Raw genomic sequence first — 18,762 nt, 5'->3', positions numbered from 1 at the left:
GACTGCTAAGATGGGTGCCTATGAGCCAGAACACCTCTACTGCCCTTGTGGCAAACAATCTGCCGATTCCCAGTGCGCTCGGTTCGCTGGACGCCTATATCGGTGCCGTGCACCAGATCCCGGTGCTGTCGGTCGATAACGAACAGGACCTGGCCCGTCGCTTCCGCGACGGCAACGATCTGGACGCTGCCCGTGAGCTGGTGCACTCGCACCTGCGCTTCGTGGTGCACGTGGCCCGCGGTTACAACGGCTACGGCCTTGCGCTGGGCGACCTGATCCAGGAAGGCAACATCGGCCTGATGAAGGCGGTCAAGCGCTTCGACCCCGACATGGGCGTGCGCCTGGTGTCCTTCGCCGTGCATTGGATCCGTGCCGAAATGCACGAGTTCATCCTGAAGAACTGGCGCATCGTGAAGGTCGCCACGACCAAGGCGCAGCGCAAGCTGTTCTTCAACCTGCGCAAGTCGAAGAAGCGCCTGGGCTGGATGAACGCGGCCGAAGTCAGCGCAGTGGCCAAGGACCTGAACGTGTCCGAGCGCGAGGTGCTGGAAATGGAGTCGCGCCTGTCCGGCCGCGATATCGGTTTCGATGCCCCGACCGATGAGGACAACGACCACGCGCCGCCGTCGCCGGCTGCGTATCTGGTGGCCAATGACGAAGATCCGTCGATGGCCTACGAGCGCGAGGACAGCGAAGACAACCAGATGCAGCTGCTGCGCGAAGGCCTGGCGGAACTGGATGCGCGTTCGCGCGACATCATCCGCCGCCGTTGGCTGGATGCGGACAGCAAGGTGACGCTGCAGGAGCTGGCGGACGAGTACGGCGTATCGGCCGAGCGTATCCGCCAGGTTGAAGCGAACGCGCTGAAGAAGATGAAGGCGCTGTTCACCGCATAAGGCGGCGAAGCGTTTGAGTAATGGAAAGGCCCGGCATTGCCGGGCCTTTTTTTTCCTGCTGGATCCACGCATGGCGTGGATCTACTTCGCGATCCAGTAGATCCACGCCACGCGTGGATCAGCGCGGTCTCAGATTTCCCGCGCGATCGCGCGCCAGCCGATGTCGGTGCGGTGGAACTCGTTGGCCCAGGTCACCTTCGCCACGCCCGCGTACGCGTTCGCCTGCGCCTCGCGCACGCTGTCGCCCAGCGCTGCCACACAGAGCACGCGGCCACCGGCGCTGAGCACCTGGCCCTGCGCATCCAGCGTCGTTCCTGCATGGAACACCTTGGCCGTTGCCGGCACATCATCCAGGCCGGAGATCACCTCGCCGGTGATCGGCGAGTCCGGGTACGGCCTGGCGGCCAGCACCACGCCCAGTGACGGGCGCGGATCCCACTGCGCATCCACCTGGTCCAGGCGGCCATCGATGGCCGCGTCCACAAGGTCGACCAGGTCCGACTGCAGGCGCAGCATCACCGGCTGGGTTTCCGGGTCGCCGAAACGCACGTTGAACTCGATCACCTTCGGCGCGCCGCTGGCATCGATCATCAGGCCGGCGTAGAGGAAGCCAGTGAACGGGATGCCGTCGGCGATCATGCCCTGCACGGTCGGGTTCACCACCTCGCGCATCACGCGGGCGTGCACGTCCGGGGTGACCACCGGGGCCGGCGAGTACGCACCCATGCCGCCGGTGTTCGGACCGGTGTCGCCGTCGCCGACGCGCTTGTGATCCTGCGAGGTGGCCATCGGCAGTGCATGCACGCCATCGACCATCGAAATGAAGCTGGCCTCCTCACCGTCGAGGAATTCCTCGATCACCACGCGCGCGCCGGCATCGCCGAAGGCGTTGCCCGAAAGCATGTCGCGCACCGCGTCTTCGGCTTCGGCGAGGGTCATCGCCACGATCACACCCTTGCCGGCGGCCAGGCCGTCGGCCTTGACCACGATCGGTGCGCCCTTCTCGCGCAGGTAGGCCAGTGCCGGCTCGATCTCGGTGTGCACCGAATAGAACGCGGTGGGGATGTTGTGGCGTGCCAGGAAATCCTTGGCGTAGGCCTTGCTGCCTTCCAGCTGCGCGGCCGCCGCCGTCGGCCCGAAGATGCGCAGGCCGGCAGCGCGGAAGCGGTCGACCACGCCGGCCACCAGCGGCACTTCCGGGCCGACCACGGTCAGCGCCACGCTTTCGGCCTGGGCCAGGGCGAGCAGGCCATCGATGTCGGTGACCTTCACCGCCACGTTGCGGCACTTGTCTTCGTTGGCGGTGCCGGCATTGCCGGGCGCCACGAGCACTTCAGTGACACGGGAGGACTGGGCCAGCTTCCATGCCAGGGCGTGTTCGCGGCCGCCAGAGCCGATGACAAGTACGTTCATCACGAGATTCCAGATTGCGTGGGAAGGGAAGTTCGAGGTCCCCGGCGGCGCGTGTGCGTCATTCGCAGCCTTCGCGTCGCAGTGATTCGGGGAAGGAGTAGGTCCAGGACTTCGGGTCCAGGGTGAAGCGGTGCTCCTGACGCACCCGCTTGCCGCCGCAGGTGTTGCCGGATTCCTCGATCAGCAGTGGCCAGATGCGCGCACTGCGGTCGCTGTCGTCGAAACGCAGCGCGAAATCGATGCTGAAGCGGCGGGTGCGGCAGTCTTCGGCGGCATCGGGATCGGCGGCCGCATCGACGTTCTCGCATTCGTACTGGGCGTCGTTGTCGATGTGGCTGCGCACGTTGCCGGTGCTGGTCAGGCCTTTCGGGCCCGGCAGCACCAGGGTCTGCGAGAGCAGCGAGAAGCCCTGGCCGAACCAGCCATCCTCGACGCGGAAGCCGTAGAAATCGCTGCCGGCGCGGATGATGCTGGCGGTGCCGGGCTGGCCACCACTGCCGAAGCGCTCGCCGGTCAGCTCGCTGGTTATCCCGAAGCCATCGCCCTTGGGCTGCAGCACGAAGAACTCGATCGTTCCCGGGTCGATATGCGCGCCATCGACCAGCGCACCACACACCGCCAGCAGCTGCTGCCAGCTGTCGCCGGTCACCACCGGCTGCTCGGCGCAGACCTGCCAGTCGATCGCGCGCGTTTCATCGTCCTGGGTCCAGCTGCCGCGCCATTGGCCGGAAAGCTTGGCGTCCTTGCCGTAACGCCCGGTCAGGAAGGCCTGCAGACGCGCGGTGCGACTGACATGCGCCGCCGGTTCGCTGGCGGCGGGCTTTGCCGCATCTGCCTGCGGGGCAGGTGCGGGCTCGGCAGCCGGCTTGCAGCCGGCCAGCAGGGTCGTGCCAGCGAAGGCGAGCACGGCAAGCGGTTTCAAAGAGACGGCAGACATCCGTGTCGCTCCAGCAATCAGTGGCGGAAGTGGCGGACGCCGGTGAACACCATGGCCAGGCCATGTTCGTCGGCGGCGGCGATCACTTCAGCATCGCGCATAGAACCGCCCGGCTGGATCACTGCCTTGATGCCGGCGGCGGCAGCGGCATCGATGCCATCGCGGAACGGGAAGAACGCATCGGAGGCCATCACCGAACCTTCGACCACCAGGTTCGCATCGGCCGCCTTGATACCGGCAATGCGTGCGGAGTACACGCGGCTCATCTGGCCGGCACCCACGCCGATGGTGCGGTTGTCCTTGGCGTAGACGATTGCGTTGGACTTGACGAACTTGGCGACCTTCCAGGCGAACAGCAGGTCGGTGAACTGCTTGTCGGTCGGTGCAAGCTTGCTGACCACCTTCAGTTCGTCGCGGGTCATGCCGCGGTTGTCCGACGACTGCAGCAGCAGGCCCGAGCCCACGCGCTTGTTGTCGAAGTTGTTCAGGCCGTCGCCGTGCGGGATGCGCAGCACGCGCACGTTGGCCTTCTTCTGCGCGTATTCCAGCGCGGCCGGCTCGTAGTCCGGCGCAATCAGGACTTCAACGAACTGGCGGTCCAGGATCACCTGCGCGGTGGCTGCATCGAGCGGCTTGTTGAAGGCGATGATGCCGCCGAAGGCGCTGGTCGGGTCGGTGGCGTAGGCCAGCTCGTAGGCATCGCCGTTGCCGGCGCCAACGGCCACGCCGCACGGGTTGGCATGCTTGACGATGACACAGGCCGGCGCGTCGAACTGGCGCACGCATTCCCAGGCTGCATCGGCATCGGCCAGGTTGTTGTAGCTCAGCTCCTTGCCCTGCAGCTGCTGGAAGGTGGCCAGCGTGCCCGGCACCGGATGCAGGTCGCGATAGAACGCGCCGCTCTGGTGGGGGTTTTCGCCGTAGCGCAGGTCCATCACCTTCACGAAGGTGGAATTCATCTGCGCCGGGTATTCGGCGCGCACCGGCACGGCGGCGTCGGTGGCGGTGACCGCCGACAGGTAGTTGCTGATCGCCGCGTCGTACTGGGCAACGCGGTTGAATGCGGCCACCGAGAATGCGAAACGGGTGCCGGCCGACAGCTGGCCGTCGTTGGCATCCAGCGAGGCCAGCAGTTCGGCGTACTGCGACGGGTCGGTGGCCACCGCCACGCGGGCGAAGTTCTTGGCCGCCGAGCGCAGCATCGCCGGGCCGCCGATGTCGATGTTCTCCACCGCGTCGGCCAGGGTGCAGTCGGCCTTGGCAGTGACCGATTCGAACGGGTACAGGTTCAGCACCAGCAGGTCGATGGCACCGATACCGTGCTCGGCCATCACCGCGTCGTCCAGGCCGGAGCGGCCCAGCAGGCCGCCATGCACCATGGGATGCAGGGTCTTGACCCGGCCATCCATCATTTCCGGGAAGCCGGTGACCTCGGCGACGTCCTTCACGGCCAGGCCCGCATCGCGGATCGCCCTGGCGGTACCGCCGGTGGACAGCAGCTCCACGCCGCGTGCAGCTAGCGCGGTGGCCAGCTCGACCAGGCCGGTCTTGTCGGAAACGGAGAGGAGGGCCCGGCGGACGGGCAACAGATCAGCAGTCATGGGGACAGGGCAATCGGCAGCGGAGCGGGGCCGATATTGTAGGCGGTGGGGGCCGGTGGCGGGCGCTGGTGGGGGAAATTGGCCGGTGCCGACTCCTGTCCTGGTCCGCCCGGCAGCACCTGCATGGGCCGGCATTGGGCGTAATTCGATATGTGGCGCTGTCGCAATCAGGTAGGCTGTGCCCGCACTGCCAAGGATTAGCGGGTTCAGATCGTGTCGATCTACGCATTGAAAGGACGTTTCCAGGACCTGCTGCGTCCGGCCGTACACGGCCTGTACCGCATGGGGATCACCGCCAACACGGTGACCGTGGCTGCGGCCGTGGTCTCGCTGCTGGTGGCCGCTGCGGTGTGGTGCTGCGCTCCCACCCAGCCGCTGCTGTATCTGGCCCTGCCGCTGTGGATGCTGCTGCGCATGGCCCTCAACGCCGTCGACGGCATGCTGGCCCGCGAATTCGGCCAGCAATCGCGGCTGGGCGCTTATCTGAACGAGGTGTGCGATGTGATCGCCGACGCGGCGCTGTACCTGAGCCTGCTCAGCGTACCGGGCGTGCGCCCCGAGGCACTGTGGCTGCTGGCCTGGGCCGCCGCGCTGAGCGAGTACGCCGGCGTGCTGGGCCTGATGGTCGGCGCCAGCCGCCGCTATGACGGCCCGATGGGCAAGAGCGACCGTGCGTTCGTGATCGGCGTGCTGGGCCTGCTGCTGGCGTTTGCCTGGGCAGGCGCGACCGTGGTCAGCGCGGTCGCCGCACTGGCCGCACTGCTGTGTGGGGTGACGGTGGTCCGTCGCGTACGCCAGGGATTGAAGGAAGCCGCGGCGATATCGCAGCGGTAGGCACAACACGATTACACGCCCTATCCATACGGAGATTGCATGCGTCAGGCGCAGGAACGGGAATTCCACAGCTTCGACCAGGTACCGCTGTTCTACCGGTATTGGCCGAGCACCACGGCAACCACGCCGGCCAAGGCCATCGTGCTGCTGCATCGCGGCCATGAACACTCCGGCCGGGTCACCCATCTGGTCGACGAGCTGGACCTGCCCGACACCGCGTTCTTCGCGTGGGATGCGCGCGGCAATGGTCGCTCGCCCGGCACGCGCGGCGACGCACCGGGCTTCCCGGCGCTGGTGCGCGACCTGGACAGCTTCATCGCCCACATCAGTGCCGAGCATGGCATCGCGGTGGAGGACATCGTGGTGATCGCGCAGAGCGTGGGGGCGGTGGTTGCCGCCACCTGGGTGCATGACTATGCGCCGCGGCTGCGCGCGCTGGTGATGGCTTCGCCGGCATTCAAGGTGAAGCTGTACGTGCCATTCGCACGCGCTGGACTGGCGCTGATGCAGAAACTGCGCGGCAACTTCTTCGTCAACAGCTACGTCAAGCCGCAGTGGCTGACCCACGACCCGGCACGGGTGGAAAGCTACCGCACCGATCCGCTGATCACCCGGCCGATCTCGGTGCGCGTGCTGCTGGGCCTGTACGAAGCGGCCGACCGCATCGTGGCCGACGCGCAGGCGATCAGCGTGCCGGTGCAGTTGCTGGTATCGGGCTCGGACTTCGTGGTGCACCGTGGCCCGCAGGACCGCTTCTACGAACGCCTGTCCAGCCCGATCAAGGAGCGCGTGCACCTGCCGGGCTTCTTCCACGACACCCTCGGCGAGCGTGACCGTGCACCGGCGTTGGCGCGTATCCGCAGCTTCATCCAGGCACGCTTTGCCGAACCGCTGCAGGAGCTGTCGCGGCGCGATGCGCATCGGCATGGCCCGACCTTCGAGGAATCGGAGATCCTGTCGTGGCCACCGGAGCGCAACAGCCTGGCCGACCTGCGTTGGCGCGTGGTGCGCGGTGGCCTGCGTTTCGGCGGCACGCTGTCGGAGGGCATCGCGCTGGGACTGCAGACCGGCTTCGATTCGGGCAGCACGCTGGACTACATCTACCGTGATGAGGCGCGGGGCAAGGGCCCGCTGGGCCGGATGGTCGACCGCAACTATCTGGATGCGATCGGTTGGCGCGGCATCCGCGTGCGCGGCAAGCACCTGCAGGAACTGCTGCGCGATGCCGCCCAGCGACTGCGCGGGCAGGGCGCGCCGGTGCGCGTGCTGGACGTGGCGGCCGGCCATGGCCGTTACGTGCTGGAAGCACTCGGCCAGGGCGAACAGCGTGCCGACCACATCGTGCTGCGCGATTTCAGCGATCTGAATGTAACGCAGGGCAAGGCCTTGATCGAGCGCCTCGGCGCGGCCGACATCGCCCGCTTCGAACAGGGCGATGCGTTCGATCCGGTGCAGCTGGCAGCAGTGGAACCGGCGCCGACGCTGGCGGTGGTATCCGGCCTGTACGAACTGTTCCCGGACAACGATGCGGTGCTGCGTTCACTGCAGGGCATCGCTGCGACGGTGCCGGTGGGCGGTTACCTGGCCTACACCGGGCAGCCGTGGCATCCGCAGCTGGAGTTCATCGCGCGTGCGTTGACCAGCCATCGTGGTGGCGCGGCGTGGGTGATGCGCCGCCGTACCCAGCACGAGATGGACGAACTGGTGCGCCTGGCCGGCTTCCAGAAGGTGGCCCAGCGCATCGATGACTTCGGCATCTTCACCGTATCGCTGGCACGACGGATCGCGTGATGGCGACGCTGGCGGCAACCGCATCACCCAGCGAGGCGCGCCCCTGGCGGCGCGCCCTGCTGTGGCTGGCCCTGCTCGGTCCGTTCTTCTTCGCCAGCTATGGCTTCGCCAACTGGATGGCCGGCCGCCATGCCCAGCTGCCGGTGATGGCATTTGCCTGGGAGGCGCGGATTCCGTTCGTGCCGTGGACGATCGTGCCGTACTGGTCGATCGACCTGTTCTATGCGATCTCGTTCTTCCTGTGCCGGCGCCGGCTGGAGCTGGACCGGCACGCACTGCGCCTGCTCAGCGCGCAGGTGATCGCGGTGGCGTGCTTCCTGTTGTGGCCGTTGCGCTTCAGCTTCGAACGGCCGGAAATCGGCGGTGTGTTCGGCTGGTTGTTCGACGTGCTGCTGGGCTTCGACAAGCCATTCAACCAGGCGCCGTCGCTGCATATCGTGCTGCTGATCGTGCTGTGGGTGAAGTTCGCGCAGTACCTGCACGGGGTCTGGCGGCTGGTGCTGCATGTGTGGGCGCTGCTGATCGGCATTTCGGTGCTGACCACGTTCCAGCATCACTTCATCGACATTCCCACCGGGCTGCTGGCGGGCTGGTTGTGCGTGTGGCTGTGGCCGGAGCAGGGCACGCCGCCGTTGCGCGCCTGGCAGGCTGCCGGTGACCCGAAGCGTTGGCGGCTGGCCGCGCTGTATGTGTCGGGTGCCGGCCTGCTGCTGGTGCCGGTGGTGATGCTGCGCGGCACCGCATTGTGGCTGCTGTGGCCCGTGGTGTCGTTGCTGCTGGTGTCGCTGGCCTATGCCGGGCTGGGCACGGCGGTGTTCCAGAAGCGCGCCGATGGCCGGTTGACGATGGCCGCGCGCTGGCTGCTGGCACCGTACCTGGGTGCGGCGTGGATCAACTCGCGGCTGTGGACGCGCCGCGCGCCGCAGCCGGTGCCGGTCGTCGACGCTGTCTGGCTGGGGCGCCTGCCAGGTACCGCACTGCCGGCACCGCTGGTGGGCGTGGTCGACACCTGTGCGGAGCTGTCCTGCCGCGCGCCGGGAGCAGCGTACGCCAGCGTGCCGATGCTGGACCTGGTGGTGCCCTCGGCGGCGCAGCTGCGCGCCGCGGCAGATGCCATTGAACGCCTGCGCGGGCATGGCCCCGTCCTGGTCTGCTGTGCGCTGGGGTACTCACGTAGCGCGGCCAGCGTGGCGACCTGGTTGCTGCGCACCGGCCGTGCGCGCGATGTGGCCGACGCGGTGTCGATCGTGCGTGGCGCGCGGCCGTCGATCGTGCTGCATGACGTTCATCTACAGGTGATCGCGGCCGCTGCCGCGCAGGAGACCATTGCATGAGCGCCGTGCCCGATCTGCCGATGATGCATCTGCTGCTGCGCCAGGGGCGATTGCCTGCCGCGTTGTCGCTGGGCCTGCTGCTGGTGGCCCTGTTGCTGCTGGGCATCGAGCCGGGGCTGGCGATGTTCGCCGCTGGCCTGCTGCTGCTGAGCCTGGTGGCAGGCGTTCTGCAGGCGTACTACGCGGTGCGGGTACAGTTGGACGCCAGCCTGCTGCGCCTGCTGCAGCGCGAGGGCTTGCAGGGTGAAGACGCAGCGCAGCGGGTGGACCAGGCGCTGCACACCGCTGGCCTGCGCAGGCTGGAAGCACAGGCGCCGACGCGTGGCTGGGATGCGCGCTGGACCGGCATGCGGCGTCTGCTGATGCGCCAGTACGCCGCCACGCTGCTGCAGTTCGCTGCGTTGCTGCTGGCCGTGCTGTGGCCGCAGACCTGACCGGAGGTGCCAATGTTCGCTGAACTGATCGCCCGCGCCTGCAGCGCGGCCATCCATGTGGTGACCGGCGCACGCGCGCTGTGGGTCGGCTGCGCGCCGTCCAGCGAGCACCGCGTGTACTACGGCAACCATGCCAGTCATGGTGATTTCGTGCTGATCTGGTCGTCGATGCCGCCGGCGCTGCGGCGCCAGGTGCGGCCGGTCGCCGCCGCCGAGTACTGGCAGCGCGATGGCCTGCGTCGCTACCTGATCGACGCGGTGTTCAATGGCGTGCTGGTCGAACGCGAGGCCGGCAACCGCCACCAGGATCCGCTGCAGGTGCTGCGTGACGCGGTGGACGAGGGCTGTTCGTTGATCCTGTTCCCGGAAGGCACGCGCAACATCGGTGATGAGCCGCTGCTGCCGTTCAAGAGCGGCATCTACCACCTGGCCCGGCAACGCCCGGAGCTGGAGTTCGTACCGGTGTGGATCGACAACCTCAAGCGGGTGATGCCGAAAGGGCGTTTCCTGCCGCTGCCGCTGCTGTGCACGGCAACCTTCGGTACGCCGCTGCGGCTGCAGGCCGATGAGGACAAGGCGGCGTTCCTGGCACGCAGCCGGCAGGCGCTGCTGGCCTTGGCCCCGAACGGAGGCCGTGCATGAGCTTCATGATCGATGTGTCCGGCGATCTTGCCGCGCGCAGCGTGGGCCAGCAGACAGGGCTGCTGTTCGCGGGCGTAGGCGCGGTGTTGGTGCTGGCCACGCTGGTGTCCGAAACCCTGCGCTGGCGCCAGCGTGGACAGCCCAGCGCGGTGATCGCCAACCTGGTCTCGCGCATCCGCGCGTGGTGGGTGATGGCCATCGTGGTCGGGCTGGCGCTGTTCTTCGGGCGCGCCGGAGTGATCGTGCTGTTCGCCATCATCTCGCTGTTCGCACTGCGCGAATTCATCACCCTGGCGCCAACACGATCAGGTGACTACTACGCGTTGCTGGCCGCGTTCTACATCGTGCTGCCGTGGCAGTACTACCTGGTGTGGATCGACTGGTATGGCATGTACACGCTGTTGATCCCGGTGTACGCGTTCCTGTTCCTGCCGATCCTGGCCACCATCGGTGGTGACACCACCCACTACCTGGAGCGCACGTCGAAGGTGCAGTGGGGCCTGATGATCTGCGTGTTCTGCATCTCGCACGTGCCGCTGCTGCTGAACCTGCGAGTGCCGGGCTACGATCCGGCGCGCAACGTGCTGCTGTTCGCCTTCCTGGTGATCGTAGTGCAGTCGTCGGACGTGCTGCAGTACATCTGGGGCAAGCTGCTGGGCAAGCACCTGATCGCGCCGAAGCTGTCGCCGTCGAAGACGGTGGAAGGCTTCGTGGGCGGCGTGCTCTGTGCCAGCGCGTTGGGCGCCGCGCTCTGGTGGATCACCCCGTTCACGCCGCTGCAGGCGTTCGGCCTGTCGCTGCTGATCAACCTGATGGGGTTCTGGGGCGGCCTGGTGATGTCGGCGATCAAGCGCGACCGCGGCATCAAGGACTGGGGCAACATGATCGAGGGCCATGGCGGCATGCTCGATCGGCTGGATTCAGTGTGCTTCGCCGCCCCGGTGTTCTTCCACGTGGTGCGTTACTACTGGAAGGCGGGAGGTGGCGGGTGATTCCGCCGGCGGGCCATCCACGCATGGCGTGGATCTACCAGAGCCGGTAGTGCCGGCCGCTGGCCGGCAACCCCATGAACGATGACAGCGTGTTGCGGTTGCCTGCCAGCGGCCGGCATTACCCCTGCTGCGTTTACGCGCTGATGCCGTATTCCTTCAGCTTCTTGCGCAGGGTGGCGCGGTGGATGCCCAGCATCGCCGCTGCGCGGCTCTGGTTGCCTTCGCAGTGGTTGAGCACTTCCACGAACAGTGGAATCTCCATCTCGCGCAGTACGATCTCGTAGACATCGTCCGCATCGCAGCCATCGAGGTCGCGCAGGTAACGGCGCACGGACTGGGCCACATGTTCGCGCAGCGGTGGCCGGGCAGCGCCACGACTGTTGTCAGGACGAGAAAGGACAGCGTTCAAGGGGGTTCCCGATCTGGTTGGTCCATGCACGCGGGGCGCCGGACCGGATGAGGTGATGGCGGTCAGTCTAGCGCGAGCGTGCCCGGCCTGCCACGGCCGGACGGTCAGGCCCAGGTCAAAGGAACTCGAAGGTGAATGCGACCGTGGATGCGGCGGGCTCCTGCACGCGGAAGGCGATGCGTGCGCTTTGGCCCGGTTCCAGAGGGGCCGCGCCCGGGTTTTCGCCGAGGTACTGCGCTGGTGCGAACACGCCGGTGCCGATCACACGACCATCGGCATCGGACAGCGACAGGCGCAGGTCCGGCCAGGCCTGCGGCCAGCGCGCGTCGTTGCGGATGCTGGCCTGGATCTGCAGCACGCCGGGCTGGGCCGGCAACGGGCGGATTTCACGGCTGGTCATGGTCAATGCAGTGGGCTCGCGCCAAGCGGGCAGCTCGCAGCGCAGCACGCTGCACAGCGCACTGATCCACGGCCGGGTACCGGCATCGGCGGCCAGCCGTGCACGGTCGGCAAGCACGCTCTGCAGCAACAGCAGCAGCGCCAGCGCGGCCACCAGCAGCCAATGCCAGCGAGGGGTGGGCAGCGCCCGCGGGCGCACGCCAAGGAAGCTGGGCGCATCGGCGGCGGTGACAACGATGCCGGGTCTGGCAGTGAAGTCCGGCTCGATGATTGGATCAGCGGCGGCCACCGGTTCTGTTTCGGTTGCCGCCACGATGTCCGTTGCCGGGTCGATGTCCTCGATCACCGGCGCTGCATCGCTCGGCCCCGGTTCGCGCGGTTCCGTGGCTTCAGGCGCGGCATCACGTCCCGGCGCGGTGCGCAGGAACGTGGCCAGGGGACGGCGCGGTGGGTTCGGCTCGGACATGCTCAGGGCGCGGGCTCGGATCCAGCGGTCATTCAACCACGATCAGGCGCGGCGTACGCCGGTGATGCGCATCCAGTCGCCATCCTGGGTGGCCTGCAGGTCGTCGAACCACGCCGCATAGCGCTGCAGCAGTTCGTCTTCCTGGCCATGCAGGATGCCCGACAGGGCGATGCGACCACCGCTGGCGACACGGGCGGCCAGCAGTTCGGCCAGTGCATCCAGCGCGGAGGCCAGGATGTTGGCGACCACGATCGGGTAGGTGGCGACCGGTTCGTCCTGCGGCAGGTACACCTGCATGCGTGCCTGTTCGCCGTTGCGTTCGGCATTGTCGGCGGTGGCGATCAGCGCCTGCGGGTCGTTGTCCACGCCGATGGCCTGGGCGGCACCGAGCTTCAGCGCGGCCAGGGCGAGAATGCCCGAACCACAGCCGAAGTCGAGCACGCGCTGGCCCTGCAGCTGGCCATCAACGGCCAACTGGTCCAGCCAGCGCAGGCACAGCGCGGTGGTCGGGTGGGTGCCCGAGCCGAAGGCCAGGCCCGGGTCGAGGCGCACGATGGCGGCGTCGGTGGCCTGCGCGGCTTCCGGCAGCTCGTGGTTCCACGGCACGATCCAGGTACGGCTGCCGAAGTCCATCGGCTGGAACTGGTCCAGCCACGCGCGCTCCCAGTCTTCGTCTTCCACGGCGCGGAAGCTGCCGTTGCTCCAGTCCAGCTCCGGGTCGAACGCTTCCAGCGCGGCCAGCAGCAGCAAGGCGTTGCTGTCGGCCGGGAACAGCGCGCTGAGCACCAGGGTGTCCCACAGCGGGGTCTCGCCCACGCCGGGTTCGAGGATGGCCTGCTCGTTGCTGGTGTCGGCTTCGGCATCAAGCAGGGTCACCGCCAGCGCGCCCACATCCTCCAGCGCATTCTCATAACGGGGCTGGGTGGCTTCGGTACAACGCAGGGTCAGTTCCAGGAACGGCATGGCGGTGAGGGCAATCGCGGGAAAGGGGGCCATGCTAGACCATCGGGGCGTCTCCGTATGCCTTGAGATGAACGAAACCGGTTCAGACAGGCCTCACGGGCCTTGCTAAACTCGGCGCTTTCCTGTGCGCCGTACCGCCGACCGTTGCCGATGGCTTTCGCCCCGACCCTGAAAACCTGGTTGCTCGTCCTGCCGGCCGTGGCCGTGCTGGGCGTGGCCGGTTATCGGGCCAACGGCCACAGTCGGGCCATGGACGCGCATGTCGACGTGCCGCTGGCCACCCAGGCCGGCGATGCACAGGGCGCGCTGGCACCGGTGATGCCCGAAGCGCTGGCACGCCGCCTCGCGGCTTTCGAACGTGGCACCGCGCTGCCGTCGGGCCTGCCGCTGGATATCCGCGCCGACATCGAAAGTGCCACTGATCTGTACGCCTACGCACAGCGCCTGCGCGTGCAGGCCGACCAGGGCAACCACGAGGCGCGCTGGATGCTCAGCCGGGTCTACGACTACTGCGCGCAGTACGCCGTTGACCCGGGCGGCTACCGGCTGGACAACAACGTGCTGTCCGGCCTCGGCCTGAGTGCAGCGCCGGAGATGGTGGAGGCGCGCGAACGGGTGGCGCAGCGTTGCGGTGGCTTCGTGCCCGGCGACAAGCTGGGGCCGGCACTGGTGATCGGCGAGCGCCGTCGTGCGGCCCAGCAGGGCAACCTGGCGGCCGAAGCGGCACTGTTTGCCGAAGGTGAGCCGCTGCAGGAGGACGAACAGTACCGTCGTGATCTGGTCGAGCGCGTGCGTACCTCGCGCGATCCGGAGGCCTATATGGCGCTGGCGCCGGGCATGGGACTGCGCGCGGCCGGCGACAAGGCGCTGGTCGGGATGGTTGCCGGTGAACAGCTCAGTGAACTGGCATGGCGGGTTGCGGCCTGCGAACTCGGTCTTCCCTGTGGGGCCGACAGCGTGCTGGTCAACAGTTTTTGTGCGAATGGAGGGATCTGTTCGCCGGATGGGACGCAGGACTTCCGTGATTTTGTGTATGACGCCGCGGTTTCGCGGCAAGGTGCGGGGAAAATGAAGGAATGGATCAAGCGATTGATTGGAACGAGGGACGGACGATGAACTACCGTCGATTCCTGCATGGGGCCAAGTTCTGGTTCTGGGTGGTGTTGTTCGTGGCGTACTCGGCCGGTGCCGTGGGCTTGCTGATGATCGACACCTACGAGGACCGTTACCGGCATCTGTCGAAGGTGGAACTGACCTCGGTGAAGGCGCAGGAAGATGTGCGCCGTGCCGGTGCCAGCCAGGTCGCCGCCGTGTACCGCGCGCAGAGTGGCGTGCCGTTCTCGTCGTTGCCGGCCGGCAGCACCTTCCAGGTGGTGTGGCCCGATGGCTCCAGCGAGACCATGGTGATCGTCGATCCGACCTCGCCGAACGGCGTGCGCCCTTTGCCGAATTCGCAGATTCCGGCGACCGCGGCCGACGCGCGCTGACGCCACGCCGGTAGCGCCGGCCCATGCCCGGCGGGTGGGCGGTGGCGATAGAAGGCCGCCGGGAATGGCCCGGCGCTGCCGTAAAAACGCAAAAAGGGCGGGGAAATCCCCGCCCTTTTCGTGTCCGGCGATGGCGCTCTGCCGGTCAGGTCAACGCGATCGGCTTGCTCTTGCGTTCGGCAAGGCGCTTTTCCAGGTAGTGGATGTTCTGGCCACCGGCCTGGAAGCCCTTGTCACGCATGATCCGCTGCTGCAGGGCGATGTTGGTCTTGATGCCATCGACCACCATCTCGCTCAGCGCCACCCGCATGCGGGCGATGGCGGTCTCGCGGTCCGGACCGTGCACGATCAGCTTGCCGATCATCGAGTCGTAGTTCGACGGCACGCGGTAGCCACTGTAGATGTGGGTATCGACGCGTACGCCGGGGCCGCCCGGCGCGTGGAAGCCGGTGATGGTGCCCGGGCTCGGCACGAAGGTTTCGGCATCTTCGGCGTTGATGCGGCACTCGATCGCGTGACCGGTCAGCACCACATCGCTCTGCTTGATCGACAGCTTCTGGCCGGCAGCGATCTTCAGCTGTTCGGCGACCAGGTCGATACCGGTGACCATCTCGGTGACCGGATGTTCCACCTGGATGCGGGTGTTCATTTCGATGAAGTAGAAGCGGCCGTCTTCATACAGGAACTCGAAGGTACCGGCGCCGCGGTAGCCGATGCGGATGCAGGCTTCCACGCACACCTTGCCGATCTGCTCGCGCTGCTCGGCGGTGATGCCCGGTGCCGGCGCTTCCTCGACCACCTTCTGGTGACGACGCTGCATCGAGCAGTCGCGCTCGCCGAGATGGATGGCGTTGCCCTGGCCGTCGGCCAGCACCTGGATCTCCACGTGGCGCGGGTTCTCCAGGAACTTCTCCATGTAGACCTCGCCATTGCCGAACGCGGCCTTGGCCTCGCTCTTGGTGGTCTCGATGGAGGTCTTCAGCGAGGCTTCGGCGTGTACCACGCGCATGCCACGGCCACCGCCGCCGCCGGCCGCCTTGATGATGACCGGGTAGCCGATCTCACGGGCGATCTTGGTGTTGGCGACGATGTCGTCGCCGAGCGGGCCGCCCGAACCGGGCACGCACGGCACGCCGGCCGACTTCATGGCACGGATCGCTTCGACCTTGTCGCCCATCAGGCGGATGGTGTCTGCCTTCGGGCCGATGAAGATGAAGCCGGACTCTTCCACGCGCTCGGCGAAGTTGGCGTTCTCGGACAGGAAGCCATAACCGGGGTGGATGGCCTGGGCGTCGGTGACCTCGGCCGCGGCGATCAATGCCGGGATGTTGAGGTAGCTTTCCGCCGACGCCGCCGGGCCGATGCAGACCGATTCATCGGCCATGGCCACGTGCTTGAGATTGCGGTCGACCGTGGAGTGCACGGCCACCGTGCGGATGCCCAGGGTGTTGCACGCGCGCAGGATGCGCAGCGCGATTTCCCCTCGGTTGGCGATGACGACTTTGTCGAGCATGGCAGCCGCCCCTTAGCCGATCACGAACAGCGGCTGGTCGAATTCCACCGGCTGGCCGTTCTCGCCGAGGATGGCGACGATGGTGCCCGACGCATCGGCTTCGATCGGGTTGAACATCTTCATCGCTTCGATGATGGCCAGGGTCTCGCCGGCCTTGACCTGCTGGCCGATGCTGACGAACGCCGGCTTGTCCGGTGCGGACGAGGCGTAGAAGGTGCCGACCATCGGCGAGCGCAGCACGTGGCCTTCCGGCAGCGCGTTGCCCGGCTTGGCGGTGCCGCCGGTGGAGGCTTCGGTCGGCGACTGCATCGGCATGGCCGGGGTGGCCGGCTGGGCAGCGGCCGGAGCGGCCATCATCATCTGCGGCGGGGCCTGCATCATGCCGTAGCCGGACACCGGAGCGCGCGACAGGCGCACCGACTCTTCGCCTTCCTTGATTTCGATTTCAGCCAGGTTCGACTCTTCCAGCAGGTCGATCAGCTTCTTGATTTTGCGGAGATCCATGGTGGCCTCTTTGCTCTTTGATGTCAGTGTGGTGGGAAGCGCGTTGCGCTCGGGTCAAAGCAGTTCGTAGAAGTCGCGCAGCTGCCGGGTGCGGTCGCGCGCGAGGGTGATCAGGCAGCGCATCTGTGCGCCGTTGCGCGCGGTGCCGTCGGAGTTGAGGGCATATACCGCCTGGCAGTCGTGGTCGCGCAGCTGCATCCACGCGCGCTGGGCCAGCACCAGCTGCTGCTCGGCGTCGCCGCAGTAGCTGCAACCGCCGCCGTTGGCCGGCGTACGCAGCTGCCGGCGCGCCTGTGCGTATACGGTGTTGAGTTCGACGTCGGCAGCCGCCGCCACGTCCGAGGCGCACAGGTCGCTCTCCATCGTGGTGGTCGGGTGCGCGCAGTCGATGCCTTCGTCATTGCGGTCGAGCGCGCTGGCAGCGCCGCACAGGCCGGCCCACAGCACAACGCTGGCGAGGACGCGCGACAGGTTCATGATGCGGCGGCAGCCTGCACGCGCGCCAAGGCCGCATCCATCGCATAGCGGTAGCTGTCGGCACCGAAGCCACACACCACGCCTACCGCCTTGTCGCTGAAATAGCTGTGCTGGCGGAAGGGCTCGCGGGTATGCGGGTTGGACAGGTGGATCTCGATGAACGGCACCGCCACCGCCGCCAGCGCATCGCGCAGGGCAACCGAGGTATGGGTGAAGGCGGCCGGGTTGATCAGGATGAAGGCGGTTCCGTCGGTGCGTGCGGCCTGAACGCGATCCACCAGCACGTGCTCGGCGTTGGACTGCAGGCTCTCCAGCACATGACCTGCGGCAGCGGCCTGGGCGGCCAGCGCCTGGTCGATGTCGGCCAGCGTGGTGTGGCCGTAGACCTCCGGCTCGCGGCTGCCGAGCAGGTTGAGGTTGGGGCCATGCAGGACCAGCAGCTTCGCCATGGGATCCGATTGACGGGAAAGGGCGGCAGTCTGGCGGAAGCTGAGGATGCTGTCCAGTTCGGCGAAATTAGTGGTGTTTAAAGCGATCGTTTGAAAGACGCGGTCTTCCGCGTGGTTGCATGGGGTACGGAAGCGGGGACGCTTCCTATAGATAGTAGATAGTGGGAAGCGCGCATGCCCAGCATCCCCTCGGCGTTCGCGGCTTTCCGCACCCGGTGGCCCCATCTGGCCGGGCGCCGTGCTGTCGTGGTGGGGACGCTGCACAGGACGATGTTGCAGAGCCTGCCCCCGCAGAAGACAGTGGGACCGGGTCGCGCCGCCGTGAAGCCCGCTGCCAGGTGACCACTGCGCGGGCAGCGGCCGGGGAGAATGTTTCCATCAGGAGTCCGTGATGAGTGCCGACGCCATCCGAAACCGCCGTGCCGCCTTCAGGGCGCTTCATGCCTCCGGTTGCTTCCTGCTGCCCAATCCATGGGACGTGGGCAGTGCGGTGGCGTTGGCGCGACTGGGTGCCCAGGCACTGGCTACCACCAGTTCCGGCCATGCCTGGGCCCACGGGCAGCCTGACGGGGCGATGGGCCGCAGCGAGATTCTGGCCCACCTGCACGCGATGGTGGCGGCGACCGATCTACCGGTGAACGCCGACTTCGGAGATGGTTTTGGCCGCAGCCCGGAGGCGGTGCACGAAAGCGTGTCGATGGCGATCGCTACCGGTGTGGCCGGCCTGTCGATCGAGGATTCCAGCGGCGATGCGGAGCATCCGCTGCGCAGCATCGAAGACAGCGTGGCCCGGCTGCAGGCCGCGCGGCGCGCCATCGATGACAGCGGGCACGATGTGATGCTGGTGGGGCGCGCGGAAAACTTCTTCGTCGGCCGCCCTGATCTGGACGATACATTGGCCCGCATCCGCGCCTACGCGCAGGCGGGTGCCGACTGTCTGTATGCGCCCGGCATCCGGACCGCAGAGCAGATCCGCGCCGTGGTGGAGGCCGCCGGTGGCAAGCCGGTCAACCTGCTGATCGGTGCGCCCGGCGTGATGACGCTGCAGCAGGCCGCCAGCCTGGGCGTGCGCCGGGTCAGTGTCGGCGGTGCGCTGGCCCGCAGCGCGTGGTCCGGCTTTCTCGACGCCTCCCGGCAGATGCTTGCCAGTGGATCATTCGATGCGCTGCCGGCCACCCCGTCCGGTGCCGAGCTCAACGGGTTGTTCAAGCCGTAGGTGCG

General features: G+C 67.3%; 20 protein-coding genes. 10 read left to right on the top strand and 10 right to left on the bottom strand.

Features of this window, described 5'->3' with window-relative positions:
- The first annotated feature begins 20 nt into the window (after positions 1 to 20).
- Positions 21 to 896 (top strand): RNA polymerase sigma factor RpoH, encoded by an 876-nt coding sequence (gene rpoH / locus LMF57_RS18200; protein WP_025878613.1) that lies wholly within the window; start codon positions 21 to 23, stop codon positions 894 to 896.
- Between the two features lie 129 nt (positions 897 to 1,025).
- On the opposite strand, the gene purD is transcribed toward rpoH, so the two are convergent.
- Genes purD through purH form a run of 3 tightly spaced genes read right to left on the bottom strand, consistent with a single transcriptional unit; the run spans position 1,026 to position 4,847 of the window.
- On the bottom strand, positions 1,026 to 2,309 hold the full coding sequence (purD, locus tag LMF57_RS18195; RefSeq protein WP_229290344.1) for a phosphoribosylamine--glycine ligase: 1,284 nt from the start codon (positions 2,307 to 2,309) through the stop codon (positions 1,026 to 1,028).
- Between the two features lie 58 nt (positions 2,310 to 2,367).
- Positions 2,368 to 3,246, bottom strand: coding sequence for a hypothetical protein (locus LMF57_RS18190; protein WP_229290343.1), 879 nt, complete (start codon positions 3,244 to 3,246; stop codon positions 2,368 to 2,370).
- 17 nt (positions 3,247 to 3,263) lie between these two features.
- Positions 3,264 to 4,847, bottom strand: a complete 1,584-nt coding sequence (gene purH / locus LMF57_RS18185; protein ID WP_229290342.1) for a bifunctional phosphoribosylaminoimidazolecarboxamide formyltransferase/IMP cyclohydrolase — start codon at positions 4,845 to 4,847, stop codon at positions 3,264 to 3,266.
- A gap of 213 nt (positions 4,848 to 5,060) precedes the next feature.
- Here purH and LMF57_RS18180 point away from each other — a divergent pair, with 213 nt between their 5' ends.
- The 6 genes from LMF57_RS18180 to LMF57_RS18155 are packed head-to-tail and all read left to right on the top strand — an operon-like array spanning position 5,061 to position 10,874.
- Positions 5,061 to 5,681 carry a CDP-alcohol phosphatidyltransferase family protein gene (locus LMF57_RS18180; protein WP_208081841.1) on the top strand — a complete coding sequence of 207 codons (621 nt, stop codon included), beginning with the start codon at positions 5,061 to 5,063 and terminating at the stop codon, positions 5,679 to 5,681.
- Positions 5,682 to 5,720: 39 nt separating this feature from the next.
- Positions 5,721 to 7,472 (top strand): bifunctional alpha/beta hydrolase/class I SAM-dependent methyltransferase, encoded by a 1,752-nt coding sequence (locus LMF57_RS18175; RefSeq protein ID WP_117311554.1) that lies wholly within the window; start codon positions 5,721 to 5,723, stop codon positions 7,470 to 7,472.
- Complete coding sequence (locus LMF57_RS18170) at positions 7,472 to 8,806, top strand: phosphatase PAP2/dual specificity phosphatase family protein (RefSeq protein ID WP_117311553.1); 1,335 nt, start codon at positions 7,472 to 7,474, stop codon at positions 8,804 to 8,806. The genes LMF57_RS18175 and LMF57_RS18170 overlap by 1 nt, the downstream gene beginning before the upstream one ends.
- Positions 8,803 to 9,240 carry a hypothetical protein gene (locus tag LMF57_RS18165; protein WP_117311552.1) on the top strand — a complete coding sequence of 146 codons (438 nt, stop codon included), beginning with the start codon at positions 8,803 to 8,805 and terminating at the stop codon, positions 9,238 to 9,240. Before LMF57_RS18170 ends, LMF57_RS18165 begins: the two co-directional genes overlap by 4 nt.
- A 12-nt stretch (positions 9,241 to 9,252) precedes the next feature.
- The gene (locus LMF57_RS18160) at positions 9,253 to 9,882 is read left to right on the top strand and encodes a lysophospholipid acyltransferase family protein (RefSeq protein ID WP_025878621.1); all 630 of its coding nucleotides are present in this window, start codon (positions 9,253 to 9,255) and stop codon (positions 9,880 to 9,882) included.
- Entirely contained in the window at positions 9,879 to 10,874 is a 996-nt protein-coding gene (locus LMF57_RS18155) for a phosphatidate cytidylyltransferase (RefSeq protein ID WP_025878622.1), read from the top strand. The genes LMF57_RS18160 and LMF57_RS18155 overlap by 4 nt, the downstream gene beginning before the upstream one ends.
- Before the next feature lie 133 nt (positions 10,875 to 11,007).
- On the opposite strand, the gene fis is transcribed toward LMF57_RS18155, so the two are convergent.
- The 3 genes from fis to prmA form a co-directional block, all read right to left on the bottom strand.
- Positions 11,008 to 11,283: a DNA-binding transcriptional regulator Fis gene (gene fis / locus LMF57_RS18150; protein ID WP_006397198.1), complete on the bottom strand. Its 276-nt coding sequence runs from the start codon at positions 11,281 to 11,283 to the stop codon at positions 11,008 to 11,010.
- 115 nt (positions 11,284 to 11,398) lie between these two features.
- Positions 11,399 to 12,148, bottom strand: a complete 750-nt coding sequence (locus LMF57_RS18145) for a DUF3426 domain-containing protein (RefSeq protein ID WP_229290341.1) — start codon at positions 12,146 to 12,148, stop codon at positions 11,399 to 11,401.
- Between the two features lie 42 nt (positions 12,149 to 12,190).
- The gene (prmA, locus tag LMF57_RS18140; protein ID WP_025878624.1) at positions 12,191 to 13,111 is read right to left on the bottom strand and encodes a 50S ribosomal protein L11 methyltransferase; all 921 of its coding nucleotides are present in this window, start codon (positions 13,109 to 13,111) and stop codon (positions 12,191 to 12,193) included.
- 150 nt (positions 13,112 to 13,261) lie between these two features.
- Here prmA and LMF57_RS18135 point away from each other — a divergent pair, with 150 nt between their 5' ends.
- Positions 13,262 to 14,227, top strand: a complete 966-nt coding sequence (locus tag LMF57_RS18135) for a hypothetical protein (RefSeq protein WP_117311550.1) — start codon at positions 13,262 to 13,264, stop codon at positions 14,225 to 14,227.
- The gene (locus LMF57_RS18130; RefSeq protein WP_093818147.1) at positions 14,224 to 14,598 is read left to right on the top strand and encodes a hypothetical protein; all 375 of its coding nucleotides are present in this window, start codon (positions 14,224 to 14,226) and stop codon (positions 14,596 to 14,598) included. Before LMF57_RS18135 ends, LMF57_RS18130 begins: the two co-directional genes overlap by 4 nt.
- 145 nt (positions 14,599 to 14,743) lie before the next feature.
- Here LMF57_RS18130 and accC read toward each other — a convergent pair whose 3' ends face one another.
- Genes accC through aroQ form a run of 4 tightly spaced genes read right to left on the bottom strand, consistent with a single transcriptional unit; the run spans position 14,744 to position 17,541 of the window.
- Complete coding sequence (gene accC / locus LMF57_RS18125; RefSeq protein ID WP_025878627.1) at positions 14,744 to 16,111, bottom strand: acetyl-CoA carboxylase biotin carboxylase subunit; 1,368 nt, start codon at positions 16,109 to 16,111, stop codon at positions 14,744 to 14,746.
- A gap of 12 nt (positions 16,112 to 16,123) precedes the next feature.
- Complete coding sequence (gene accB, locus LMF57_RS18120) at positions 16,124 to 16,615, bottom strand: acetyl-CoA carboxylase biotin carboxyl carrier protein (protein WP_025878628.1); 492 nt, start codon at positions 16,613 to 16,615, stop codon at positions 16,124 to 16,126.
- 54 nt (positions 16,616 to 16,669) lie between these two features.
- Entirely contained in the window at positions 16,670 to 17,092 is a 423-nt protein-coding gene (locus LMF57_RS18115) for a lysozyme inhibitor LprI family protein (RefSeq protein WP_117311549.1), read from the bottom strand.
- Positions 17,089 to 17,541, bottom strand: coding sequence for a type II 3-dehydroquinate dehydratase (gene aroQ / locus LMF57_RS18110; protein WP_117311548.1), 453 nt, complete (start codon positions 17,539 to 17,541; stop codon positions 17,089 to 17,091). The genes LMF57_RS18115 and aroQ overlap by 4 nt, the downstream gene beginning before the upstream one ends.
- A 388-nt stretch (positions 17,542 to 17,929) precedes the next feature.
- Between aroQ and LMF57_RS18105 the strand changes: the two genes are divergently transcribed.
- The gene (locus LMF57_RS18105; RefSeq protein WP_229290340.1) at positions 17,930 to 18,757 is read left to right on the top strand and encodes an isocitrate lyase/phosphoenolpyruvate mutase family protein; all 828 of its coding nucleotides are present in this window, start codon (positions 17,930 to 17,932) and stop codon (positions 18,755 to 18,757) included.
- The last annotated feature ends 5 nt before the right edge of the window (positions 18,758 to 18,762 follow it).

Origin of the sequence: Stenotrophomonas sp. SI-NJAU-1, assembly GCF_020883215.1 — a bacterium.
Lineage (GTDB): Bacteria > Pseudomonadota > Gammaproteobacteria > Xanthomonadales > Xanthomonadaceae > Stenotrophomonas > Stenotrophomonas indicatrix.
This window is presented reverse-complemented; position numbering and strand designations above follow the sequence as displayed.